Origin of the sequence: Pelomonas sp. BJYL3, assembly GCF_027257975.1 — a bacterium.
In the GTDB taxonomy this organism is placed as follows: domain Bacteria; phylum Pseudomonadota; class Gammaproteobacteria; order Burkholderiales; family Burkholderiaceae_C; genus Roseateles_B; species Roseateles_B flavus.
This window is the reverse complement of sequence record NZ_JANZKX010000001.1, coordinates 139,553-158,216: the sequence shown is the minus strand read 5'-3', so window position 1 is coordinate 158,216 and position 18,664 is coordinate 139,553. Positions and strand designations below refer to the sequence as shown.

The following is an 18,664-nucleotide window of genomic DNA, read 5'->3' as shown; positions in this document are numbered from 1 at the left end:
CGCCCTTGCAGCGGCCTTTGCCGAGGCCGCCTCTGCACGCCCGTCCGATCCAGCCGGCGGGCCGCCGGCGCCTGAACGCTCCCAGCCTGCCTTGCCGTCTGCGCAGCCCTCCCGCCCGCGCCGGCAAGAGCGGCCCGCCCAGGCAGCGATGGGTCCTGACCGAGGGGAACGCCGGCCCCGGCGGCCTGCGGCGGAGGGCGATGAGCGTGCCGCGGGCGCCGGTGAGCGCCGCCCCGGCGGGGACAGGCCCGCGCAGCGCGGCAGTCCGGCGGCTGAGCCGGCGGGCGGTGCGCCGGCCAGGCCGCGCGAACGCCGCCCGCAGCGCGAGGCGCCGGCCAATCCGCTGCCTCCCATCACCTTCCCCGAGAGCCTGCCGGTCTCGGCGCGTCGGGAGGAGATCGCTCGCCTGATGAGCGAGCACCAGGTGATCATCGTCTGCGGCGAAACAGGCTCGGGCAAGACCACCCAGCTGCCCAAGATCGCCCTGGCCCTGGGCCGCGGCCGGGCCAACGGCGGCGGGCTGATCGGCCATACCCAGCCGCGGCGCATCGCGGCCTCCAGCGTGGCCAAGCGCATCGCCGAGGAGCTCAAGACACCGCTGGGCGAGGTGGTGGGCTACAAGGTCCGCTTCCAGGACCGCCTGCAGCCGGGCGCCAGCGTCAAGCTGATGACCGACGGCATCCTGCTGGCCGAGACGCAGACCGATCCGCTGCTGAAGGCCTACGACACCCTCATCATCGACGAGGCGCACGAGCGCAGCCTCAACATCGATTTCCTGCTGGGCTATCTGCGCGAGATCCTGGCCCGGCGGCCCGAGCTGAAGGTGGTCGTCACCTCGGCCACCATCGATGCCGAGCGCTTCGCCGCGCATTTCGCCTCGGCCAAGGGGCCGGCGCCGGTGGTGATGGTCTCGGGCCGCACCTTCCCCGTCGAGCAGCGCTACCGGCCTTTCGAGGAAAGCCGCGAATACGACCTCAACAACGCCATCTGCGACGGCGTGGACGAACTGTGGCGCGAGGGCTCGGGTGATGTGCTCGTGTTCCTGCCCGGCGAGCGCGAGATCCGCGAGGCCGCCGAGGCGCTGCGCAAGCACCATCCGCCTGGCGTGGAGGTGCTGCCCCTGTTCGCCCGGCTCTCGCAGCAGGAGCAGGACCGCGTCTTCGAGACCGGCGGCGCGCCGCGCATCGTGCTGGCCACCAATGTGGCCGAGACGTCGCTGACGGTGCCGGGCATCCGTTACGTCATCGACGCCGGCACGGCCCGCGTCAAGCGCTACAGCTATCGCAACAAGGTCGAGCAGCTGCAGATCGAGCCGGTGAGCCAGGCGGCGGCCAACCAGCGCGCCGGCCGCTGCGGACGCGTGGCCAATGGCATCTGCATCCGGCTCTACGACGAGAAGGACTTCCTCGGCCGCCCGCGCTTCACCGACCCGGAGATCCTGCGCTCCTCGCTGGCCGGCGTGATCCTGCGCATGAAGGCGCTGCACCTGGGCACGGTCGAGGACTTCCCCTTCATCGAGCCGCCCCCGCGCAAGGCCATCGCCGACGGCTACCAGCTGCTGGCCGAGCTGGGCGCGGTGGACGACCGCAATGAGCTGACCGACATCGGCAAGGAGCTTTCGAAGCTGCCGCTGGACCCGCGCGTGGGCCGCATGATCCTGGAGGCCAAGCGCCGTGATGCCCTCACCGAGGTGCTGATCATCGCCAGCGCGCTGAGCGGCCAGGACGTGCGCGACCGGCCCATGGAACAGCAGCAGCAGGCCGACGAGAAGCACAAGAAGTTCGACGACGAGAAGTCGGAGTTCATGGGCTACCTCAAGCTCTGGAAATGGATCGAGGAAGGCCGGGGCGGGCAGGGCGAACACAAGCTCTCCAACCGCCGCTACGAGCAGCTGCTGCGGGACAACTTCGTCAGCCCGCGCCGCGTGCGCGAGTGGCGGGACATCCACTCGCAGCTGCACACCGTGGTGGCCGAGCATGGCTGGCGCCTCAACGGCAGCCCGGCCACCTACGACCAGGTGCATCTCTCGATGCTGGCGGGCTTCCTGGGCAATATCGGCTGCAAGAGCGACGACGACGAGTGGTACCTCGGCGCACGCGGCATCAAGTTCTGGCGGCATCCGGGGGCGCATCTGTCCAAGAAGCCGGGGCGCTGGATCGTGGCGGCCGAGCTGGTGGACACCACGCGCCTCTATGGCCGCGGCCTGGCCAACATCGACGTGAACTGGATCGCGCCGATGGCCGGTCACCTGCTCAAGACCCAGCTGCTGGAGCCGCACTGGGAGAAGAAGGCGGCCGAGGTGGTGGCCTTGGAGCGCGCCACGCTGTATGGCATCGTCATCTACAACAACCGCCGCGTGAACTTCGGTCGCGTGGACCCGGTGGCCGCCCGCGACATCTTCATCCGCGAGGCCCTGGTCAATGGCGAGTGGGACACCAAGCTGCCCTTCCTGGCCCACAACCAGAAGCAGATCGCCAAGGTCGAGGAGCTGGAGCACAAGTCGCGCCGGCAGGACGTGCTGGTGGACGAGGGCCTGATCTACGCCTACTACGACCATCAGTTGCCGGCCGAGGTGTGCTCCGGGGCGACGTTCGAGAAGTGGTACCGCGAGGCCAGCCGAGGCAATCCGCGCCTGCTGCACCTCAGCCGCGACGAGCTGATGCGCCACGAGGCGGCGGGCATCACCAGCAACGCCTTCCCCAAGATGCTCCGCCTGGGTGGCGTGGACTGCAAGACCGAGTACCTGCACCAGCCGGGTGACGCGCGCGACGGCGTCACCGTCACCGTGCCCATCTTCGCGCTCAACCAGGTCAACGAGGACCAGTGCGAGTGGCTGGTGCCGGGCATGCTGGAGGCCAAGGTCCTGGCCCTGCTCAAGAGCCTCTACCAGAAGCCCCGCGCGCGGCTCACGCCGCTGCCGGACTTCGTGGCGGAGTTCATCGAGCTGAACCCCTTCGCCCAGGGCAGCCTCATGGACGTGCTGGTCAAGGCCGTGCGCGAGCGCAGCCAGATTGCCGTGCAGCGCAATGACTTCAAGCTGGAGCAGGTGCCGCCCCACCTGTTCATGAACTTCCGCGTGGTGGACGAGCACGGCCGCCAGCTGGGCCAGGGGCGCAGCCTGGCGGCCCTGAAGGCCGAGCTGGGCGCCCAGGCGCGCTCGGCCTTCCAGGCCCTGGCCGCGCTGAAGCTGCAGAGCCAGGCCGTGCCCGAGGCGGCCCCGGCGCCCGCGCCCATCACCGCGCCCGGTGGCGGCAAGGCCTTGCGCGCGGAGGTGCGCATGCCCGCGCCCAAGCCGCAGCAGGCGTCCCAGGCCTACACCGCCTGGACCTTCGGCGAGCTGCCCGAGCTGATGGAGATCCAGAAGGGCGGGCAGACGCTGATCGGTTTCCCGGCGCTGATCGACAAGGGAGCGCAGGTGGAGATCGAGGTCTTCGACGAGCCCGAGGTGGCCGCCGCCCGGCACCGTGCCGGCCTGCGTCGCCTCGTCGCACTGCAGATCCGCGAGCCGCTGAAGTACCTGGAGAAGAACATCCCCGACCTGCAGAAGATGGCCGTGGCCTTCATGAGCCTGGGCACGGCCGAGGAACTGCGGGACCAGATCATCGACGTGGCCCTGGACCGCGCCTTCCTGGTCGACCCGCTGCCCACGGACGAGTTCAGCTTCAAGGCCCGCATCGAGGAGGGCCGCACGCGGCTCAACCTGATCGCCCAGGAGGTGGCACGGCTGGCGGGCACGGTGCTTGTCGAGTACCAGGCTGCGCTGCGCAAGCTCAAGGACAGCCGGGCACCCAAGGAGGTGGCCGAGGACATCCAGGCCCAGCTGCAGCGCCTGTGCGGCAAGCGCTTCGTGCTGCAGACGCCCTGGGCCCAGCTGCAGCACTACCCGCGCTACCTCAAGGGCATCACCCTGCGCCTGGACAAGCTCCGTGCCGACGCCGCCCGCGATGCCAAGTGGATGGCCGAGTACCGGCCGCTGGAGCAGCGCTGGCAGCGCCGGCTGAGCGAGCTCAAAGGCAGCTCGGACGCGCGGATGGATGATTTCCGCTGGCAGCTGGAGGAGTTGCGCGTCAGCCTGTTCGCGCAGGAGCTGCGCACACCCCAGCCCGTCAGCGTCAAGCGTCTGGAGAAGGTCTGGACCCAGCTGAGCCACTGAAGAGGGCTCAGCCCCCCCAGGTCGGCGGCGTGAATTCGCCACGCCCGGGCCGAGAAGCTGAAAAAGCTGTCATGCCCGCGCCAGTTCAGGCTATGCCCGGCTGGCGCTTCGCGCTCAAATAGAGCAAGTTGGGGGGCGGGCCGTTCAGGCCCCGCCCACATTAACCAGGTCCAGAACGTCTCCGTGTCCTCTACGCCCGCCACCACCGCCACAGCCGCGCCGGCCGCGCCCTTGCGCCGTTTCGGCCGCTTCGAGCTGCGTGCCCTGCTCAGCAAGACGCCGCGCAGCCTGCTGTGGCTGGTGTTCGATCCCCGCAATGGCCAGGAACTGCTGCTGTCCATGCCCCGCGAGAAGCCCGGCAGCGCGGAGGCGCTCGCGCAGTGGAAGCGCACCGCCGACGCCGGGGCCCGCGTCAATCACCCGAACCTGGCCCATGTCGTCGAGCAGGGCGAGGTGGAGCTGTGGCCCTACCTGGCCTACGACCGCGCGCTGGGCGAAACGCTGGAGGAGCGCCTGCGTCGCCAGCCCGCGCCGCTGCCCCTGGATGTTGCTGCCTGGGTCAGCCAGCTGCTGGAAGGTCTGGCCTATGCCCACGAGGCCGGCCATGTGCACCGCGATCTGCAGCTGGCCCATGTGCTGATCAATGCCACGGACCAGATCCGCCTGGTCGGCCTGGAGGTGGCGCAGGACCTGACGGGCACGGCCCAGGACTTCAACACGCAGAGCCGCAGCGCCGTCCGTGAGGCGGCCGAGCAGGACGTGCTGTGCGCGGGCCTGCTGCTGCACCGCCTGCTGAGCGGCAAGCCGGTGCTGGACCAGGCCGACCTGCGCCAGGTGCTGGACCTCATGCAGCCCCAGGGGCGCGAACTGGTGCGCCTGGGCTGGGAGACCCCGCACCCCATCCCGGAGGCCCTGCGCGCCATCGCCAACCGCTCGACCGACCGCCAGGCGCGCCAGCGCTACCACCAGGCCCGCACTTTCCTGCGGGCCCTCGACGGCTGGCGCACGGCCGCTGAGCAGGACGAGGGCGGCCCCATCGCCCTGCTGATGGACAAGCTCCAGCGCTTCGGCCACCTGCCCGCGAGCTCGGCCCGGCTGTCGCGCATCCTGGGTGCGGCAGGCCTGGAGGGACAGCATGCCGCGGCCCTGTCCAGCCTGGTGCTGGACGACATGGCCCTGACCCTGGAGCTGCTGCGCCGGGTCAACAACGCGCTCAAGCAGAGCGGCGCCGCCAACAGCGGCACCATGCTGAACATGCAGCGCGCCGTCGCGATGATCGGGCTCAACGGCCTGCAGGCGGCGGTGCGTTCGCTCAAGCCCTGGCCGGGGCCCATGTCCGAGTTGCAGGCCACGGTGATGCGCAGCCTGATGAAGCGGGTGCACCGCGCCGGCCTCATCGCGCAGAACCTGCGACCGGCGGGCTACGACCCCGAAGTGATCTACCTCGTCTGCCTGCTGCAGAACCTGGGGCGCCTGCTGCTGCAATACCATTTCCCCGACGACGCCCAGCAGATCCGCCAGCTGATGCTGCCCCCGGAACCCACGGAGGAAGCGCCGCATCCTCCGGGCATGAGCGAGCAGGCCGCCGCCTACGCGGTGCTGGGCTGTGACCTGGACGCCCTGGGCAGTGCCGTGGCCCGCTACTGGGGCCTGGACGAGGACGTGCAGCACATGATGCACCGGGCCTCGCCCGATGCGCCGGTGCGCCACGCCGGCCATGACACCGACATCATCCGGCTCACCTGCAGCTTCGCCAATGAACTGGTGGACGCCATGGTGCAGCCCGAGGGCCGCCGCAAGCAGGCGCTGGAGCTGGCCACGCGCCGCTACGCCCGCGTGCTGGGCCTGGGCCTGCGCGAGGTGATGGAAGCCCTGAAGCCCGAGACGGCGCGCAAGGAGGCAGTGGCGAGCCATGGCCCCGAGGCCGCGCGCGAGATCGGCTCGGCCAACCTCACCCTGACCGCCAACCTGGACATCCCGCCCATCGTGCCCTCGGTGCCGCCCGAGGGGCCGCAGGCCTCCGCCCTGCGCCGGCGCCTGGCCGGCGAGGACGCCGCCCCGGACACGCTTCCCGAGCAGCGCTGACATCCCGCCCGCCTGATCACCTCGCCTCAGCAATCCTCCATGCACGCACCCGACAGCCCCAGCAGACCACCGCAGATCGGGCGTTTCCGGGTGTTGCGTGAACTCGGGCACGGCGCCCAGGCCACCGTGTGGCTGGCCCATGACCCGCGGCTGGACCGGGACGTCGCCCTGAAGGTGCTGGCCCCCGCGGCGGACCCGGCCCTCATCGACGCCGGCCTGCACGAGGCCCGCGCGGTGGCCCGCCTGATGCACCCGCACATCGTGCCGGTCTTCGAGGCCGACCAGCAGGATGGCCAGGCCTACATGGTCTTCGAGTACGTGGCGGGCCTCACGCTGACGGAGAAGCTGCAGCGCAACCCCGTGATGAAGGCGCGCGAGGCGGTGGAGCTGATGCTGGGCGTGCTGGATGGCCTGATGGCCGCGCACGAGACCGGGGTGGTGCACCGGGACCTCAAGCCCAGCAACATCCTCATCGACGCCAAGGGCCGGGCCCGCATCCTGGATTTCGGCATCGCCGACTGGACCAGCGACCCCAGCCATCGCCGCCGGGTGGTGGGGACGCCGGGCTATCTCTCGCCGGAGGCGGCGCAGGGCCTGGCGCCGTCGCCTGTCATGGACGTCTTCGCCGTGGCGGTGATGCTGTCCGAGATGCTCAGCGGCCGGCGCCTCAACTACGATCCCGACCCCTGGAAGGCCGTGCGCCGGGTGGTCGACGAGGACCTGCAGCTGCCTGACGGCCTGGACCCGGACGTTGACGACGCGCTGCGGGCCATCGTCCAGCGCGGCCTGGCCCGCGACCCGGCACTGCGCTGGCCCACGGCACGGGCCCTGCACGATGCGCTGGCTGAATGGCTGCATCCGCCGGTGATGAGCACCAGCAGCGCGGCCGACAACGGCACGCTGGACTTCCTCATGCGGCGCATGCGCCACCGCTCGGACTTTCCGGCGATGTCGGAATCCATGACGCGCATCCAGCGCATCACCTCGTCGGAGAACGAGAGCCTCAACAGCCTGTCCAACGAGATCCTCAAGGACGTGGCCCTGACCCACAAGCTGCTGCGCCTGGTCAACACGGTGCAGTACACGCATGCCGGCGGAGGCAGCATCAGCACGGTGTCGCGCGCGGCGGCGCTGATCGGCTTTGCGGGCATCCGCAACCTGGCCCTGTCCCTGATCCTGCTCGAGCGCATGGAGAACAAGGCCCATGCGCGCGTGCTGAGGGAAGAGTTCCTGCGCTCGCTGATGGCGGCTTCGCTGGCGCGCGAGCTGTGCCCCGCGGAGCGCGAGAGCGAGGAGGCCTTCCTCGTGGGCATGCTGCAGAACCTGGGGCGCCTGCTGACCGAGTTCTACTTCCCCGAGGAGGCGCAGCAGATCCGCCGTTTCGTGCGGCCCGAGCGGGGGCAGGGCGCGGCAGCCGCGGCGCCCATCAGCGAGGGTGCGGCTTCGCAGCAGGTGCTGGGGCTCAGCTTCGAGCAGCTGGGCCTGGGCGTGGCCCGCCAGTGGGGGCTGCCGGATGCCCTGCAGCGCGGCATGAGCCGGCCGGAGGGCGAAGCTCCGCCGCGTCTGCTGGAGCAGGGCACCGAGCGCCTGCGCTGGCTGGCGAGGGCGGCCAATGACGTGACCGACGTGATCCTGCACAGCGAGCCCAACGAGGCCCATGCCAAGGTCCGCCACATGGGGCAGCGCTATGCGCGTGCCCTGGGCCTCAGCGCCGAGCGCATCGACCAGGCGGCAGACCAGGCCCGCCAGCGCCTGTCCCAGCTGGCCGAGGCCATGGAGATACGCCTGCCCAAGAGCTCGCAGGCCCAGCGCCTGCTGGCGCCGCTGTCGGCTTCGCCTGACGATGACAGCCTGTCTCCGCTGGAACTGCATGCGACGGCCCTGTACGAACCCACGCAGGTGATGACGCCGGCCACCGCGCCTCGCCAGCCCGCGGCCGAGGTGCTGGCCGCCGGCATCCATGACGTCACCAACGTCATGGTGGAGAACTTCAAGCTCAATGAAGTGCTGCGCATGATCCTGGAGACCATCTACCGCGGCCTGGGCTTCCGGCGCGTGGTGTTCTGCCTGCGGGATCCGCGCAGCAACGCCCTGACCGGCCGCTTCGGCCTGGGCGAGCAGGTGGAGCAGGTGGTGCCCCTGTTCCGCGTGCCCTTGCAGGTGGCCGAGGGCCAGCAGGCCGACCTGTTCAGCGCCGTCTGCCAGAAAGGGGCGGACACCCTCATCGCCGACGCCTCCCAGCCCCGCATCGCGGAACGCCTGCCGGCCTGGTTCCAGGGCAGCGTGCATGGCGCCAGCTTCCTGATCCTGCCCCTGGTGATGAAGGGCAGCAGCTTCGCGATGATCTACGCCGATCGCGCCGAGGCCGGCAGCCTGAACCTCGACGAGAAGGAGCTCTCCCTGCTGCGCACCCTGCGCAACCAGGCCGTGATGGCCTTCAAGCAGGCGAGCTGAGCCCGGGCCCAGGGCGGTCCGGGCAAGAAAAAACCCGGCCTGGGCCGGGTTCTCTGCGTGCCGCTGCGAGGCAGCGTGCACTGGTGTTGGGGTTGACGAGCCTTACCCCCGGCACTGGTCACAACGGTTAGGGCTGCTTGGTTCCCCACCTGACCCGGTTGGCCGCGCTTCCATGCGAGGAGGCCCGTCAGCGCGCATTGTATGCGATCAGCGAGGCACTCCCGGGAAAGCCGGTCGATACCGTCCTATGCCTCGCTTCGCGCAGGAGTGCACGAGCGCTGCCGCGCCGAGGCCTTCCATTGCCGGGCGCGAGGCCTGTAGAATTCGACCCGTGCTGCGACATCTGTCCGGCACACCGCCGATTTACCAACTACTTGCGGGCGGTCAACAAGTACGGCTAAAGCGTTGCGGCTCCGATGATGCCCCGGGCCGGCAAACGCCGGTGATGAGGGCACTCGGAGTTTTTTCATGCACGGTCTCGCCGATTTCGATCGCCTCCTCAGCGGCCACGCCGCCGCCTCGCGCCACTGGCTGCGCAGCACTCCCTCCATCGCCCGCACCCAGAGCCGCCTGCTCCGCGATCCGCAAGGGCATGTCGTGGCCGAATGGCAGGGCCAGCCCAGCCTGGCGGACATCCTCGCCGCGGCCCATCGTCTGCAGGCTGGCGACTGGTGCGGCGTGCTGGCCGAGGAGGGCACGCAGGGCTCGCTGAACCCCGCCTGGCGTCTCGCGCTCTTCCGCGCCGATCGCCATGGCCAGCCCCGCCTGGGCCGCGACACCGGCCCGCTGTGGATCAGCCCCGCCCTGAAGGCCTGCGCCGGTGAGCGCCCCGCCGCGCTGCTGCAGTCCCTGCGCCGTGCCGCCGTGCAGGCCCTGTGGGCCCAGGGCTGGCGCCTGTCGGCCTGACCAGCGCTTCGCCCCGCCTCAGGCCAGGCCCAGCCACGGTGAGCGGCTGATGGACGCGCCCATCATGTAGGCCAGCAGCAGCAGGGCCAGCAGATAGCCCAGCAGGCGGAACTCGCCGCGCCCCATGGCCCAGTGCGCGCAGACCGTGTAGCCCACCAGGGCGATCAGCTTGGCGGTGAGCCAGGTGTCGCGGGTGAGGGAGTAGCCGATGGAGCCCCAGAGGCTGAGGCCGCAGACGGTGAGCATGGTGTCCACGCCGAAGACCACCGAGCGCAGCCGGACGTCCATGGACCATTCGGCCCCGAACTGGAAGGCCAGGCCGCGGATCAGGAACAGCCCCACGCTGCACCAGGCCAGCAGGCTGTGGATGAACACCATCTGGCTGTAGAACCAGTCCATCTTCTTGGGTCTCCTCTGAGGGGGAGCTTGTGCCGGCCGGCGCGGGGCTGTCAAGCCGGGCTGGCCTGGATGCAGGCATGAAAAAACCTGCCGAGGCGCAGCGCCGGGGCAGGTCTTGGCTGAGGAGCGGGGCGCTCAGCGCAGCTGGAGGTCGTCGTCGCTGAAGCGGATGTTGAGCGGCTCGATCAGCAACTGCTTCTCGCCCTCTTCGAGCTGACCCGCCACCCAGGCGTCGATGCCGCAGGCCTTGGAGATCTCGACCACCTTCGCGGCCTGGTCTGCTGGCACGAAGATGGCAAAACCTGCCCCCATGTTCAGCGTGGAGTAGGCCTCGCGGTCGTCCTGCTTGGCATGCTCCTGCATGAACTTGAGCACCGGCGTGACCGGCGGCACCGTGTGGATGCGGTAGGTGAACTGGCCGGGGTGGCGCAGCAGCTTGCGCCAGCCGTGGCCGGTGATGTTGGCGCAGTAGTGCGGGATGATCCCGGCCTTGTACAGGGCCTCGGTGACGGGCGAGTACAGCACCGTGGGCGCCAGCAGGGCCTCGCCATAGCTCAGGCCGGGGCTGATTTCGGTGAGGTAGCCCTGGGGCAGGCGCTCGACCAGCTTGCGGGCCAGGGACAGGCCGTTGGCATGGATGCCGCTGGAGGCCAGCAGCACGATGGCATCGCCGGCGCCGAGCTTGTCGCCCACCGAGAGGCGCTCCTTGGGATTGATCAGGCCGGTGCAGGAGGCGGCCAGGTCGATGCGGCCTTCCTCGACGATGCCGGCCAGGGCGGGCGTCTCGCCGCCACCCCAGGCGACCTGGCAGGTGTCACAGGCCTTCTTCCAGCCCTCGACCAGGGCCTGGGCGCGCAGCTTGTCGCCGAACCAGTCCGAGCCGCCGGCGGCCCAGTAGGCCTGCACCACCAGGGGCGTGGCGCCCACGGTGATCAGGTCGTTGATGGCCATGGCGATGGTGTCCTGGGCGATGCCGGCGTAGAAGCTCTTGCCCGTCAGCTTGGACATCTCATCGGCCACCAGGGTCTTGGTGCCCAGGCATTCGACGATGGAGGCCAGGTAGAAGGGGCCCACGTCCACCACATAGGCCGACTCGCCACGCGAGGCCTTCACCTCGGTGAAACCATGGCCGCCCAGATGGGCCGCGGTGGCCGCGGCGGCGCGCTGGGCGCTGATCTTCAGGGGGTCGATGAGGTCGTAGTTGACGCCGGCCTGTTCGTAGCTCAGCGTGTCGGGAGAGGAGGGGGCGTGCGTGCTCATGGGGCGCGATTATCGGTCATGGCCGGGACTTCCCCGAAGCGCCCGGCGCCGGGTCCGCCGGCCCGTAGAATCCGCCGCCATGAGCTACCAGGTTCTCGCCCGCAAGTACCGACCCCACCGTTTCGAGGAACTGGTGGGCCAAGAGCACGTCGTGCAGGCGCTGGCCAATGCGCTGACGCAGCAGCGGCTGCACCACGCCTACCTCTTCACGGGGACCCGCGGCGTGGGCAAGACCACGGTCTCGCGCATCCTGGCCAAGAGCCTCAACTGCACCGGCACCGACGGCAACGGCGGCATCACGGCCCAGCCCTGTGGCGTCTGCCCCGCCTGCCGGGACATCGACGCCGGCCGATTCGTGGACTACGTGGAGCTGGATGCCGCCTCCAACCGCGGCGTCGAGGAAATCTCACAGCTGCTGGACCAGGCGGTCTACAAGCCGGTGGTGGGGCGCTTCAAGGTCTACATGATCGACGAAGTCCACATGCTCTCGAACACCGCCTTCAACGCGATGCTCAAGACGCTGGAGGAGCCGCCCGAGTACCTCAAGTTCGTGCTCGCCACCACCGACCCGCAGAAGGTGCCGGTGACCGTGCTGTCGCGCTGCCTGCAGTTCAACCTGCGCCCCATGGCGCCGCAGAACGTGCAGATGCACCTGGGCCGCGTGCTGGAGGCGGAGCAGGTGCCGGTGGATGCCGGCTCGCTGCGCCTGCTGGCCCGTGCAGCGCGCGGTTCCATGCGCGATGCGCTCTCGCTGACCGATCAGGCCATCGCCTTCGGTTCGGGCACGCTCAGCGAGGACGGCGTGCGCCAGATGCTGGGCACGGTGGACCGCAGCCATGTGATCGCCATCCTCGACGCCCTGATCGCGGCGGACGGCCCGGCCGTCGTGGCCGCGGCGGACCGTCTGCGTGACCTGGGCCTCTCCGCGGCCGGCACGCTGGAAGACCTGGCCACGGCCCTGCAGCAGATGGCCATCGCCCAGGCGGCGCCTGGCGCCCTCGACCCGCAGGACCCGGACAGCGCCGAGGCCCAGCGCCTGGCCGCTGCCCTGCCGTCCGACGAGATCCAGCTGATGTACAGCATGGCCCTGCACGGCCGCCAGGAACTGCCGCTGGCGCCGGACGAATATGCCGGCCTGGTGATGGTGCTGCTGCGCATGCTGGCCTTTCGTCCCCGGGGCGGGGCGGGCCTGAGCGCCGGCAGCACGCCTGCTGCCGCGCCTGTGGCATCGACCTCGTCTTCCGCAGCCGCGGCGCCCCTGCTGCGGCCTGCCGCTGCCGCCGCCATGGCGGTGCCGGCGCGCATGCCGGCCGCCGAGCCTGCTGCGGCGCCTGCTGCGGCGCCCATGGCTGCTGCGCCCGCGGCGGCTGTCACCGAGGCCGCGTCTGCCCCCGCGGCCCTGGCAATGCCCCATACCGCGCCAGCCCCAGTTTCTCCGGGCGAGGCCGCCGCCGACGCAGTGCCGGCCGAGCCCGCTGCAGCGGCGCAGGGGCCCGTGGAGCCGGCTGGCGAGCCTCCGCTGGAGCCGCAGCAGGTCCTGTCCAAGGCCGAAGAACCTCAGAAGCCGGCAGCGGCCCAGGCCCAGGCCCAGGCCCCGGCGCCGGCGCAAGGCATCCTGGCCCGTACGCGTTCTGGCGAGGCCGTCTCCCCGAGTGCCCGCCTGCGCCCGCGCCCGGTGGTCCATGCCGACGCGCCTGAGGCGGAGGGGGACGAACCCCCGCCCTGGCTGGACGCGCCTCCCGCGGACGAGGACGGCGCGGTCATGTCCTCCGACGCGGGCCTGGACCTGCCCGAGCCCAGCCCGCGCGGCGAAGGTGGCTATGCCTCCACCGCCGGCGGAACGATTGCCCTGCAGGCCACGGCCCTGGGCGAGCGCTGGGCCGGCGTCATGAAGCAGCTGGGCCTGACCGCGCTGCCGCGTGAACTGGGCATGCAGGCGGAGTGCCTGGCCATCGACGAGAGCGTGCAGCCGCAGCAGTGGCGCTTCCGGGTGGAGCGCGATTCGCTGCGCCAACCGGCACTGAAGGACAAGCTGCAGGCCGCGCTGGCCGCCCATCTGCAGGCGGAGGTGCGCATCGAGCTCGAGGCCGGCGTCGCCACCGATTCCCCGGCGCTGCGCGAGGCCACCGAGGCCCAGGCCCGGCAGCGCCGCGCCGAACAGATCATCCTCGAGGACCCGCTGGTCAAGGAACTGCTGGCGCAGTTCAAGACGGCACGCATCGTGCCCGGGTCCATCAAGCCTCACTGAGCGCCGGAGCGTAGGCTGCTCCGAGCCAGGCGCTCAGCCTTTGACACTGACAACGAAACCAGGAGTGTGAATCATGATGAAGGGTCAACTTGCCGGCCTGATGAAACAGGCGCAGGCCATGCAGGACAACCTCAAGAAGGCCCAGGACGAACTGGCCCTGGTCGAGGTGGAAGGCCAGTCCGGCGCCGGTCTGGTCAAGGTCCTGATGACCTGCAAGCACGACGTCAAGCGCGTCACCATCGACCCCAGCCTGCTGGCCGATGACAAGGACATGCTGGAAGACCTCGTCGCAGCCGCCTTCAACGACGCCGTGCGCCGCGCCGAGCAGGTCAGCACTGAGAAGATGGGCAAGCTCACGGCCGGGATGCCCCTGCCTCCTGGCATGAAGTTTCCTTTCTAAGGCTCCCCCCCTACGCGCTGCGCGCGCCCCCTCAGGGGGCACATCCGAGGGCCCTGCAAAGCCGGATCCCCGGATGTCGCTGGATAAGGCACGGGGCGCCCTTCGGGCTGCTTTGTCCCTTGAGTAGCCAACGCTCTACGCCCGGCGAAGCTGGATTCTCGGCTGTCGCTCGGTTGGGCTGCGGTGCGGAGATGGGGCGCTGCGGAGCACGTTGGAGCCGCTAGGGCCCGTCCACGGAAGTCACCTCATTGAACGCACTTGAGCAATTGATCGATGCGCTGCGCTGCCTGCCGGGTGTGGGGCAGAAGTCGGCGCAGCGGATGGCCTATCACCTGTTGCAGCATGACCGGGCGGGCGCGGTGCGTCTGTCGGAGGCACTGCGGGCGGCAGGGGAGCGGGTGGGGCACTGCGAGCGCTGCTACACCTTCAGCGAGGCCGGCCTGTGCGAGATCTGCCAGGACGAGGGGCGGGATGCGCGGCTGCTGGCCGTCGTTGAAACGCCCGCGGACCAGGCGGCGCTGGAACGCACGGGCTCCTACCGCGGCTACTACTTCGTGCTGCAAGGGCGGGTGAGCCCGCTGGATGGCATCGGCGGTCGGGAGATCGGCGTGAGCCAGCTGCTGGAGCGGGCCCAGGACGGCGCGCTCGAGGAGGTCATCCTGGCCACCAGCTTCACCGCCGAGGGTGAAGCCACGTCCCACGTGCTGGCCCAGGCCCTGCGCTCGCGCGGGATCAAGGCCACGCGCCTGGCACGCGGCGTGCCGGTGGGCAGCGAGCTGGAATACGTGGATCTGGGTACCATCGCGCACGCCCTGGTGGACCGGCGCTGAGCGTCGGTGCCCGCTTCAGGGCGCGCATCAGGCCCCGCGCCTGCCCCCGACCCGGCGGCACAGTCCAGCCCCGAACTCTGCCGAGAAAGGCAAGACATGACCCTCGCCAACACCTGCATCATCGTCGCAGCGCTGCTGCCCATCGTCTGCGCCGGCCTGGCGAAGTCCAGGGGCTTCGGCAAGCGCCGTCGCGACGGCGGCTATGACAACCACGATCCGCGCAGCTGGATGGCCGGCCTGCAGGGCTGGCAGGCCCGCGCCAACGCAGCGCAGGCCAACAGCTTCGAGGCCTTGCCGCTGTTCATCGCCGGCGTGCTGGCGGCGCAGCAGATGCAAGCGCCGCAGGACCGCATCGACCTCCTGGCCGCCGCCTTCATCGGTGTGCGCCTGGTCTATATCGGCGTCTACCTGGCCGACCTGGCCACGCTGCGCTCCCTCATCTGGGCCCTGGGCCTGGCCTGCTCGATCGGGCTGTTCTTCCTGCGCTGAACCGCAAGACCTGACCCCGGCAAGACCTGACCCCGGGAGCGAGCCCGTGTGCGCCTGGCGCGCCGGCCACGCGCGGACCCGCTGGCGCCCGCACGACCGCGGGCCCCATCACGCTTAAAGTTGCCCGCCATGAACACGCAACGACGCCTGCATCTGCTCCGGGCCCTGGCCCTGGCCACCGGCACGCCGCTTCTCTCCGGACGGAGCCTAGCCGCGGCGGACCCCTCCCTGGAGCCGAGCGCGGTCGAGCCCCTTCGGCTGGGCGGCGAAAGCCTGCTGCTGCCCTCGGTGGTGCTGGGCGAAACGCGCCGCATCAACGTCTACCTGCCCGAGCCCTACCTGCAGCAGGAGGGCCTGCGCCTGCCCCTGCTGCTGATGCCCGATGGCGGCATGGCCGAGGACTTCCCGCATGTGGCAGGCCTGCTGCAGGTGGGCGTTGCCAACGGCACGGTGCGGCCGCACATCCTGGTGGGCATCGAGAACACCCAGCGCCGCCGCGATCTCACGCCGCCCAGCGCGGATGCGCGGGACCGCGTCATCGCGCCGCAGATTGGCGGCTCGGCGGCCTTCCGGCGCTTTCTGGCCGAGGAGTTGCTGCCGCTGCTGCACACGCGCTACCGCTGCACGGCCGAGCGCGCCATCATCGGCGAGTCGCTGGCCGGGCTCTTTGTGCTGGAGACGATGCTGCAGGCACCGCAGCTGTTCGGCACCGGCATCGCGATCGACCCCAGCCTGTGGTGGAACCACGAGCAGCTGCTGAAGGACCTGCCGGCCCAGGCCGCAGGCCTGGCGGGGCACCGCCTCTTCATCGCCAGTGCCGACAAGGACGGCAACACCGCGCCCATCCGCCGTTTCGTGGCCGGCCTGCGGCGCCTGCGCCCTCAGGGCCTGGACTGGCATTACCAGCCCATGGCCGGCGAGGGCCATGCCACCGTGTATCACCCGGCGGCTCTGCTGGCGATGCGCCGGCTGCTCAAGCCGGCGAATTCCTGACCGGGGAGGCGCAGCCCAGGCTCAGCGCTGGGCCAGGTTGGGGCTGTTGCGCCCGTTGAGCGCCAGGCGGGTGCCGCTGGGCTTGCTGCCGACCTTGGTGGCGCGGGCGTTCGTGGCCTTGGTGGCCTTCTTGCTGCCCGCGCTGCTGGAGGCCACGCGTACCGGTGCGGCATTGGGGCTGTAGACCACCAGGGTCTGGCCCGCCTTCAGCGTGGCCTTGCTGCTCAGCTTGTTCCACTGTGCGAACTGGTCCACGCTGACGCGGTAGCGGGTGGCCAGGCTGGCCACGGTGTCGCCGCGGGCGGCCTTGAACTGCAGGCGTCGCAGGGGCGGGGTGTCGGGCGTCAGGGCCATGCTGGCGTTCTCTGCCAGGTGCTCGGAGACATCCTGGTCCCGGTGCGCGGTGCGTGGCACCAGCAGCGTCGAGCCCTGCTTGACCAGCATGCGCGGCGGGATGGTATTGACCTCGCGCAGCTGGCCTTCGTTCATGCCCACGTGTTTCGCGGCGTCTGCCGGGCTCATGGTCTTGGGCACGACCCAGGCCGTCCAGGTGGCCAGCGGGCCTTCATGGGCCGCCAGGTTGGCGACGAAGGCGCCGGCGTTGTCATAGGGCAGCAGGATCTGGGGCGTGCTGGCCGCCAGGATCACCGGCTTGTTCATCTGGGGGTTGAAGGCCTTGAAGGCCTCGACCTCCATGCCGGCCAGGCGGGCGGCCACGTCCACATCCATGTCGCGCTCGATGCGCACGGTCAGGAAGTAGGGGTGGTTGGCGACGTCGGGCAGGGCCAGGCCGTAGGCCTCGGGGCGCAGCACGATGTTCTTCACGGCCTGCAGCTTGGGCAGGTAGTAGCGGGTCTCGTCGGGGATGCGCAGGCTGTCGTAGTCGATGGGCAGGCCGGCGGCCAGGTTGCGCTTGACGGCCTTCTGCACATTGCCCGGGCCCCAGTTGTAGGCGGCCAGGGCCAGCTGCCAGTCACCGTCGAACATCTTGTTCAGGCGGCCCAGGTAGTCGAGCGCGGCGCGGGTGGAGGCCAGCACGTCGCGGCGGTCGTCGCGGAAGATGTTCTGCTTGAGAGCGAAATCGCGGCCCGTGGCGGGCATGAACTGCCACATGCCCACGGCCTTGGCGGTGGACTGGGCGTCGGTGCGGAAGGCGCTCTCCACGAACGGCAGCAGGGCCAGCTCGGTGGGCATGCCGCGCTTCTCGACCTCTTCCACCACATGGTAGAGGTAGCGGCTGCCGCGCTCGGTCATGCGCTGGACGTAGTCGGGGCGGGCGGCATACCAGGCCTCGGCCTTGCGCACGCCCTCGTTGCTGAGCTCGGGCATGGCAAAGCCCTTGCGCACGCGGGCCCAGAGGTCGGCGCGGGCGTTGGCGTCGGCCAGGTCGATCTTCTCGCCGGGGTTGAGGGTGTCCTCGAGCAAGCCGTAGTCCAGGGCCGCGGGGGCGTGCTGGACGATGGGCGGCAGCTCGGCGGCATTGCCGGCCGGGCCGGCGCCGGTAGGAGCCAGGGTGCCGGCCGCCGGGGCGTCCGCGGCACGGGGGGCGTGGGCGCAGGCACCGAGCAGGAGCAGGGCGCACAGGCCAAGAACGCTTCGCGGCTGGGACAGCAGGGGCAGGGCGGGCAACTTCATCATCTGAATTCGTTCTTCCACAGGCGCAGGGCGCTGAAGACGGCCAGGGGCTCGTCCGCATCGCCGGTGACGGCGCAAGGCTCGGAGGCGCGCCGGGCACTGACCGCAGACTTCACGGCAGGCTCCCGGCAGCGCAGGAATGGATTGATCAACAACTCGGTCGCCAGCAGGGCCGGCAGGGTCGGGTCTTGCGCCGCCCGCCGGGCCTCGCACCAGGCCTCATATCGGGCCAGGGCTTCGTTGGCGGGCTCAATGGTCCTCGCAAATCGCAGATTCGACAAGGTGTATTCATGGGCGCAGCAGATCCGCGTCTGATCTGGCAGGGCGGCCAGGCGCTGCAGCGAGGCATGCAGCTGGGCCAGGCTGCCATCGAAGACACGGCCGCAGCCGGCCGAGAACAGCGTGTCCCCGCAGAACAGCAGGGGCGGCTGGCCGGCCTGTTGCAGCAGGTAACTCACGTGATCCGCGGTGTGCCCGGGCGTGCCCAGCACGTCGAAGTGCTGGCCCAGCAGTTCCAGGCTCTGGCCGTCTTGCACGGGCACGCAGGGCTGGGGATTGAGCGCATGGGGCGGGGCGAAGACCTGACCCTCCAGCACGCCGCGCAGGCCGGCCACGCCGCCGATGTGATCGCCGTGGTGGTGCGTCACTAGAATGGCGGCGAGCCGCAGGCCCCGGGCCTGCAGCGCATCCAGCACCGGCGCGGCCTCGCCCGGATCGACGACCAAGGCTTGAACACCATCGTGCAGCATCCAGATGTAGTTGTCAGTGAAGGCCGGGAGGGCGATCCACTCAAGGGCGGCGGGCATGCGGAG

13 protein-coding genes and 1 other RNA gene are annotated in these 18,664 nt (G+C 70.4%); 9 read left to right on the top strand and 5 right to left on the bottom strand.

Annotated elements, in window-relative coordinates; genetic code table 11:
- The first annotated feature begins 148 nt into the window (after positions 1-148).
- The 3 genes from hrpA (at position 149) to O9Y01_RS00690 (ending at position 8,692) form a co-directional block, all read left to right on the top strand.
- A complete protein-coding gene (gene hrpA, locus O9Y01_RS00700) occupies positions 149-4,153 on the top strand; it encodes an ATP-dependent RNA helicase HrpA (protein WP_269629579.1) in 4,005 nt (1,334 codons plus the stop codon).
- A gap of 183 nt (positions 4,154-4,336) precedes the next feature.
- Entirely contained in the window at positions 4,337-6,238 is a 1,902-nt protein-coding gene (locus tag O9Y01_RS00695; protein WP_269629578.1) for a serine/threonine protein kinase, read from the top strand.
- A gap of 39 nt (positions 6,239-6,277) precedes the next feature.
- Complete coding sequence (locus O9Y01_RS00690) at positions 6,278-8,692, top strand: serine/threonine protein kinase (RefSeq protein ID WP_269629577.1); 2,415 nt, start codon at positions 6,278-6,280, stop codon at positions 8,690-8,692.
- Positions 8,693-8,783: 91 nt separating this feature from the next.
- Here O9Y01_RS00690 and ffs read toward each other — a convergent pair.
- Positions 8,784-8,881: signal recognition particle sRNA small type (gene ffs / locus O9Y01_RS00685), an RNA gene on the bottom strand.
- Positions 8,882-9,160: 279 nt separating this feature from the next.
- On the opposite strand from ffs, the gene O9Y01_RS00680 reads away from it, so the two are divergent.
- Positions 9,161-9,598, top strand: a complete 438-nt coding sequence (locus O9Y01_RS00680; protein WP_269629576.1) for a hypothetical protein — start codon at positions 9,161-9,163, stop codon at positions 9,596-9,598.
- Positions 9,599-9,616: 18 nt separating this feature from the next.
- On the opposite strand, the gene O9Y01_RS00675 is transcribed toward O9Y01_RS00680, so the two are convergent.
- Both O9Y01_RS00675 and O9Y01_RS00670 read right to left on the bottom strand, forming a co-directional pair.
- Positions 9,617-9,997, bottom strand: coding sequence for a SirB2 family protein (locus O9Y01_RS00675; protein WP_269629575.1), 381 nt, complete (start codon positions 9,995-9,997; stop codon positions 9,617-9,619).
- Between the two features lie 135 nt (positions 9,998-10,132).
- Positions 10,133-11,257 carry an AIR synthase-related protein gene (locus tag O9Y01_RS00670; protein WP_269629574.1) on the bottom strand — a complete coding sequence of 375 codons (1,125 nt, stop codon included), beginning with the start codon at positions 11,255-11,257 and terminating at the stop codon, positions 10,133-10,135.
- Positions 11,258-11,336: 79 nt separating this feature from the next.
- On the opposite strand from O9Y01_RS00670, the gene dnaX reads away from it, so the two are divergent.
- The 5 genes from dnaX (at position 11,337) to O9Y01_RS00645 (ending at position 16,217) form a co-directional block, all read left to right on the top strand.
- Positions 11,337-13,505 (top strand): DNA polymerase III subunit gamma/tau, encoded by a 2,169-nt coding sequence (gene dnaX / locus O9Y01_RS00665; protein ID WP_269629572.1) that lies wholly within the window; start codon positions 11,337-11,339, stop codon positions 13,503-13,505.
- Positions 13,506-13,575: 70 nt separating this feature from the next.
- On the top strand, positions 13,576-13,905 hold the full coding sequence (locus O9Y01_RS00660; RefSeq protein WP_269630515.1) for a YbaB/EbfC family nucleoid-associated protein: 330 nt from the start codon (positions 13,576-13,578) through the stop codon (positions 13,903-13,905).
- A gap of 248 nt (positions 13,906-14,153) precedes the next feature.
- A complete protein-coding gene (gene recR / locus O9Y01_RS00655; protein ID WP_269629571.1) occupies positions 14,154-14,735 on the top strand; it encodes a recombination mediator RecR in 582 nt (193 codons plus the stop codon).
- A 96-nt stretch (positions 14,736-14,831) separates the two neighbouring features.
- The gene (locus tag O9Y01_RS00650; RefSeq protein WP_269629570.1) at positions 14,832-15,224 is read left to right on the top strand and encodes an MAPEG family protein; all 393 of its coding nucleotides are present in this window, start codon (positions 14,832-14,834) and stop codon (positions 15,222-15,224) included.
- 129 nt (positions 15,225-15,353) lie between these two features.
- Positions 15,354-16,217, top strand: a complete 864-nt coding sequence (locus O9Y01_RS00645; RefSeq protein WP_269629569.1) for an alpha/beta hydrolase — start codon at positions 15,354-15,356, stop codon at positions 16,215-16,217.
- 21 nt (positions 16,218-16,238) lie between these two features.
- Here the strand turns inward: O9Y01_RS00645 and O9Y01_RS00640 are convergent, their stop codons facing one another.
- Both O9Y01_RS00640 and gloB read right to left on the bottom strand, forming a co-directional pair.
- Complete coding sequence (locus O9Y01_RS00640; RefSeq protein WP_442952711.1) at positions 16,239-17,852, bottom strand: transglycosylase SLT domain-containing protein; 1,614 nt, start codon at positions 17,850-17,852, stop codon at positions 16,239-16,241.
- Positions 17,852-18,658 (bottom strand): hydroxyacylglutathione hydrolase, encoded by an 807-nt coding sequence (gene gloB / locus O9Y01_RS00635; RefSeq protein ID WP_269629567.1) that lies wholly within the window; start codon positions 18,656-18,658, stop codon positions 17,852-17,854. Before gloB ends, O9Y01_RS00640 begins: the two co-directional genes overlap by 1 nt.
- Positions 18,659-18,664 lie beyond the last annotated feature (6 nt).

Coding starts and splice junctions, on each gene's coding strand:
- O9Y01_RS00650 (WP_269629570.1), top strand. CDS start 14,832: ATGACCCTCGCCAACACCTGCATCATCGTCGCAGCGCTGCTGCCCATC.
- hrpA (WP_269629579.1), top strand. CDS start 149: ATGGGTCCTGACCGAGGGGAACGCCGGCCCCGGCGGCCTGCGGCGGAG.
- gloB (WP_269629567.1), bottom strand. CDS start 18,658: ATGCCCGCCGCCCTTGAGTGGATCGCCCTCCCGGCCTTCACTGACAAC.
- O9Y01_RS00690 (WP_269629577.1), top strand. CDS start 6,278: ATGCACGCACCCGACAGCCCCAGCAGACCACCGCAGATCGGGCGTTTC.
- O9Y01_RS00675 (WP_269629575.1), bottom strand. CDS start 9,997: ATGGACTGGTTCTACAGCCAGATGGTGTTCATCCACAGCCTGCTGGCC.
- O9Y01_RS00645 (WP_269629569.1), top strand. CDS start 15,354: ATGAACACGCAACGACGCCTGCATCTGCTCCGGGCCCTGGCCCTGGCC.
- O9Y01_RS00640 (WP_442952711.1), bottom strand. CDS start 17,852: ATGAAGTTGCCCGCCCTGCCCCTGCTGTCCCAGCCGCGAAGCGTTCTT.
- O9Y01_RS00670 (WP_269629574.1), bottom strand. CDS start 11,257: ATGAGCACGCACGCCCCCTCCTCTCCCGACACGCTGAGCTACGAACAG.
- O9Y01_RS00680 (WP_269629576.1), top strand. CDS start 9,161: ATGCACGGTCTCGCCGATTTCGATCGCCTCCTCAGCGGCCACGCCGCC.
- dnaX (WP_269629572.1), top strand. CDS start 11,337: ATGAGCTACCAGGTTCTCGCCCGCAAGTACCGACCCCACCGTTTCGAG.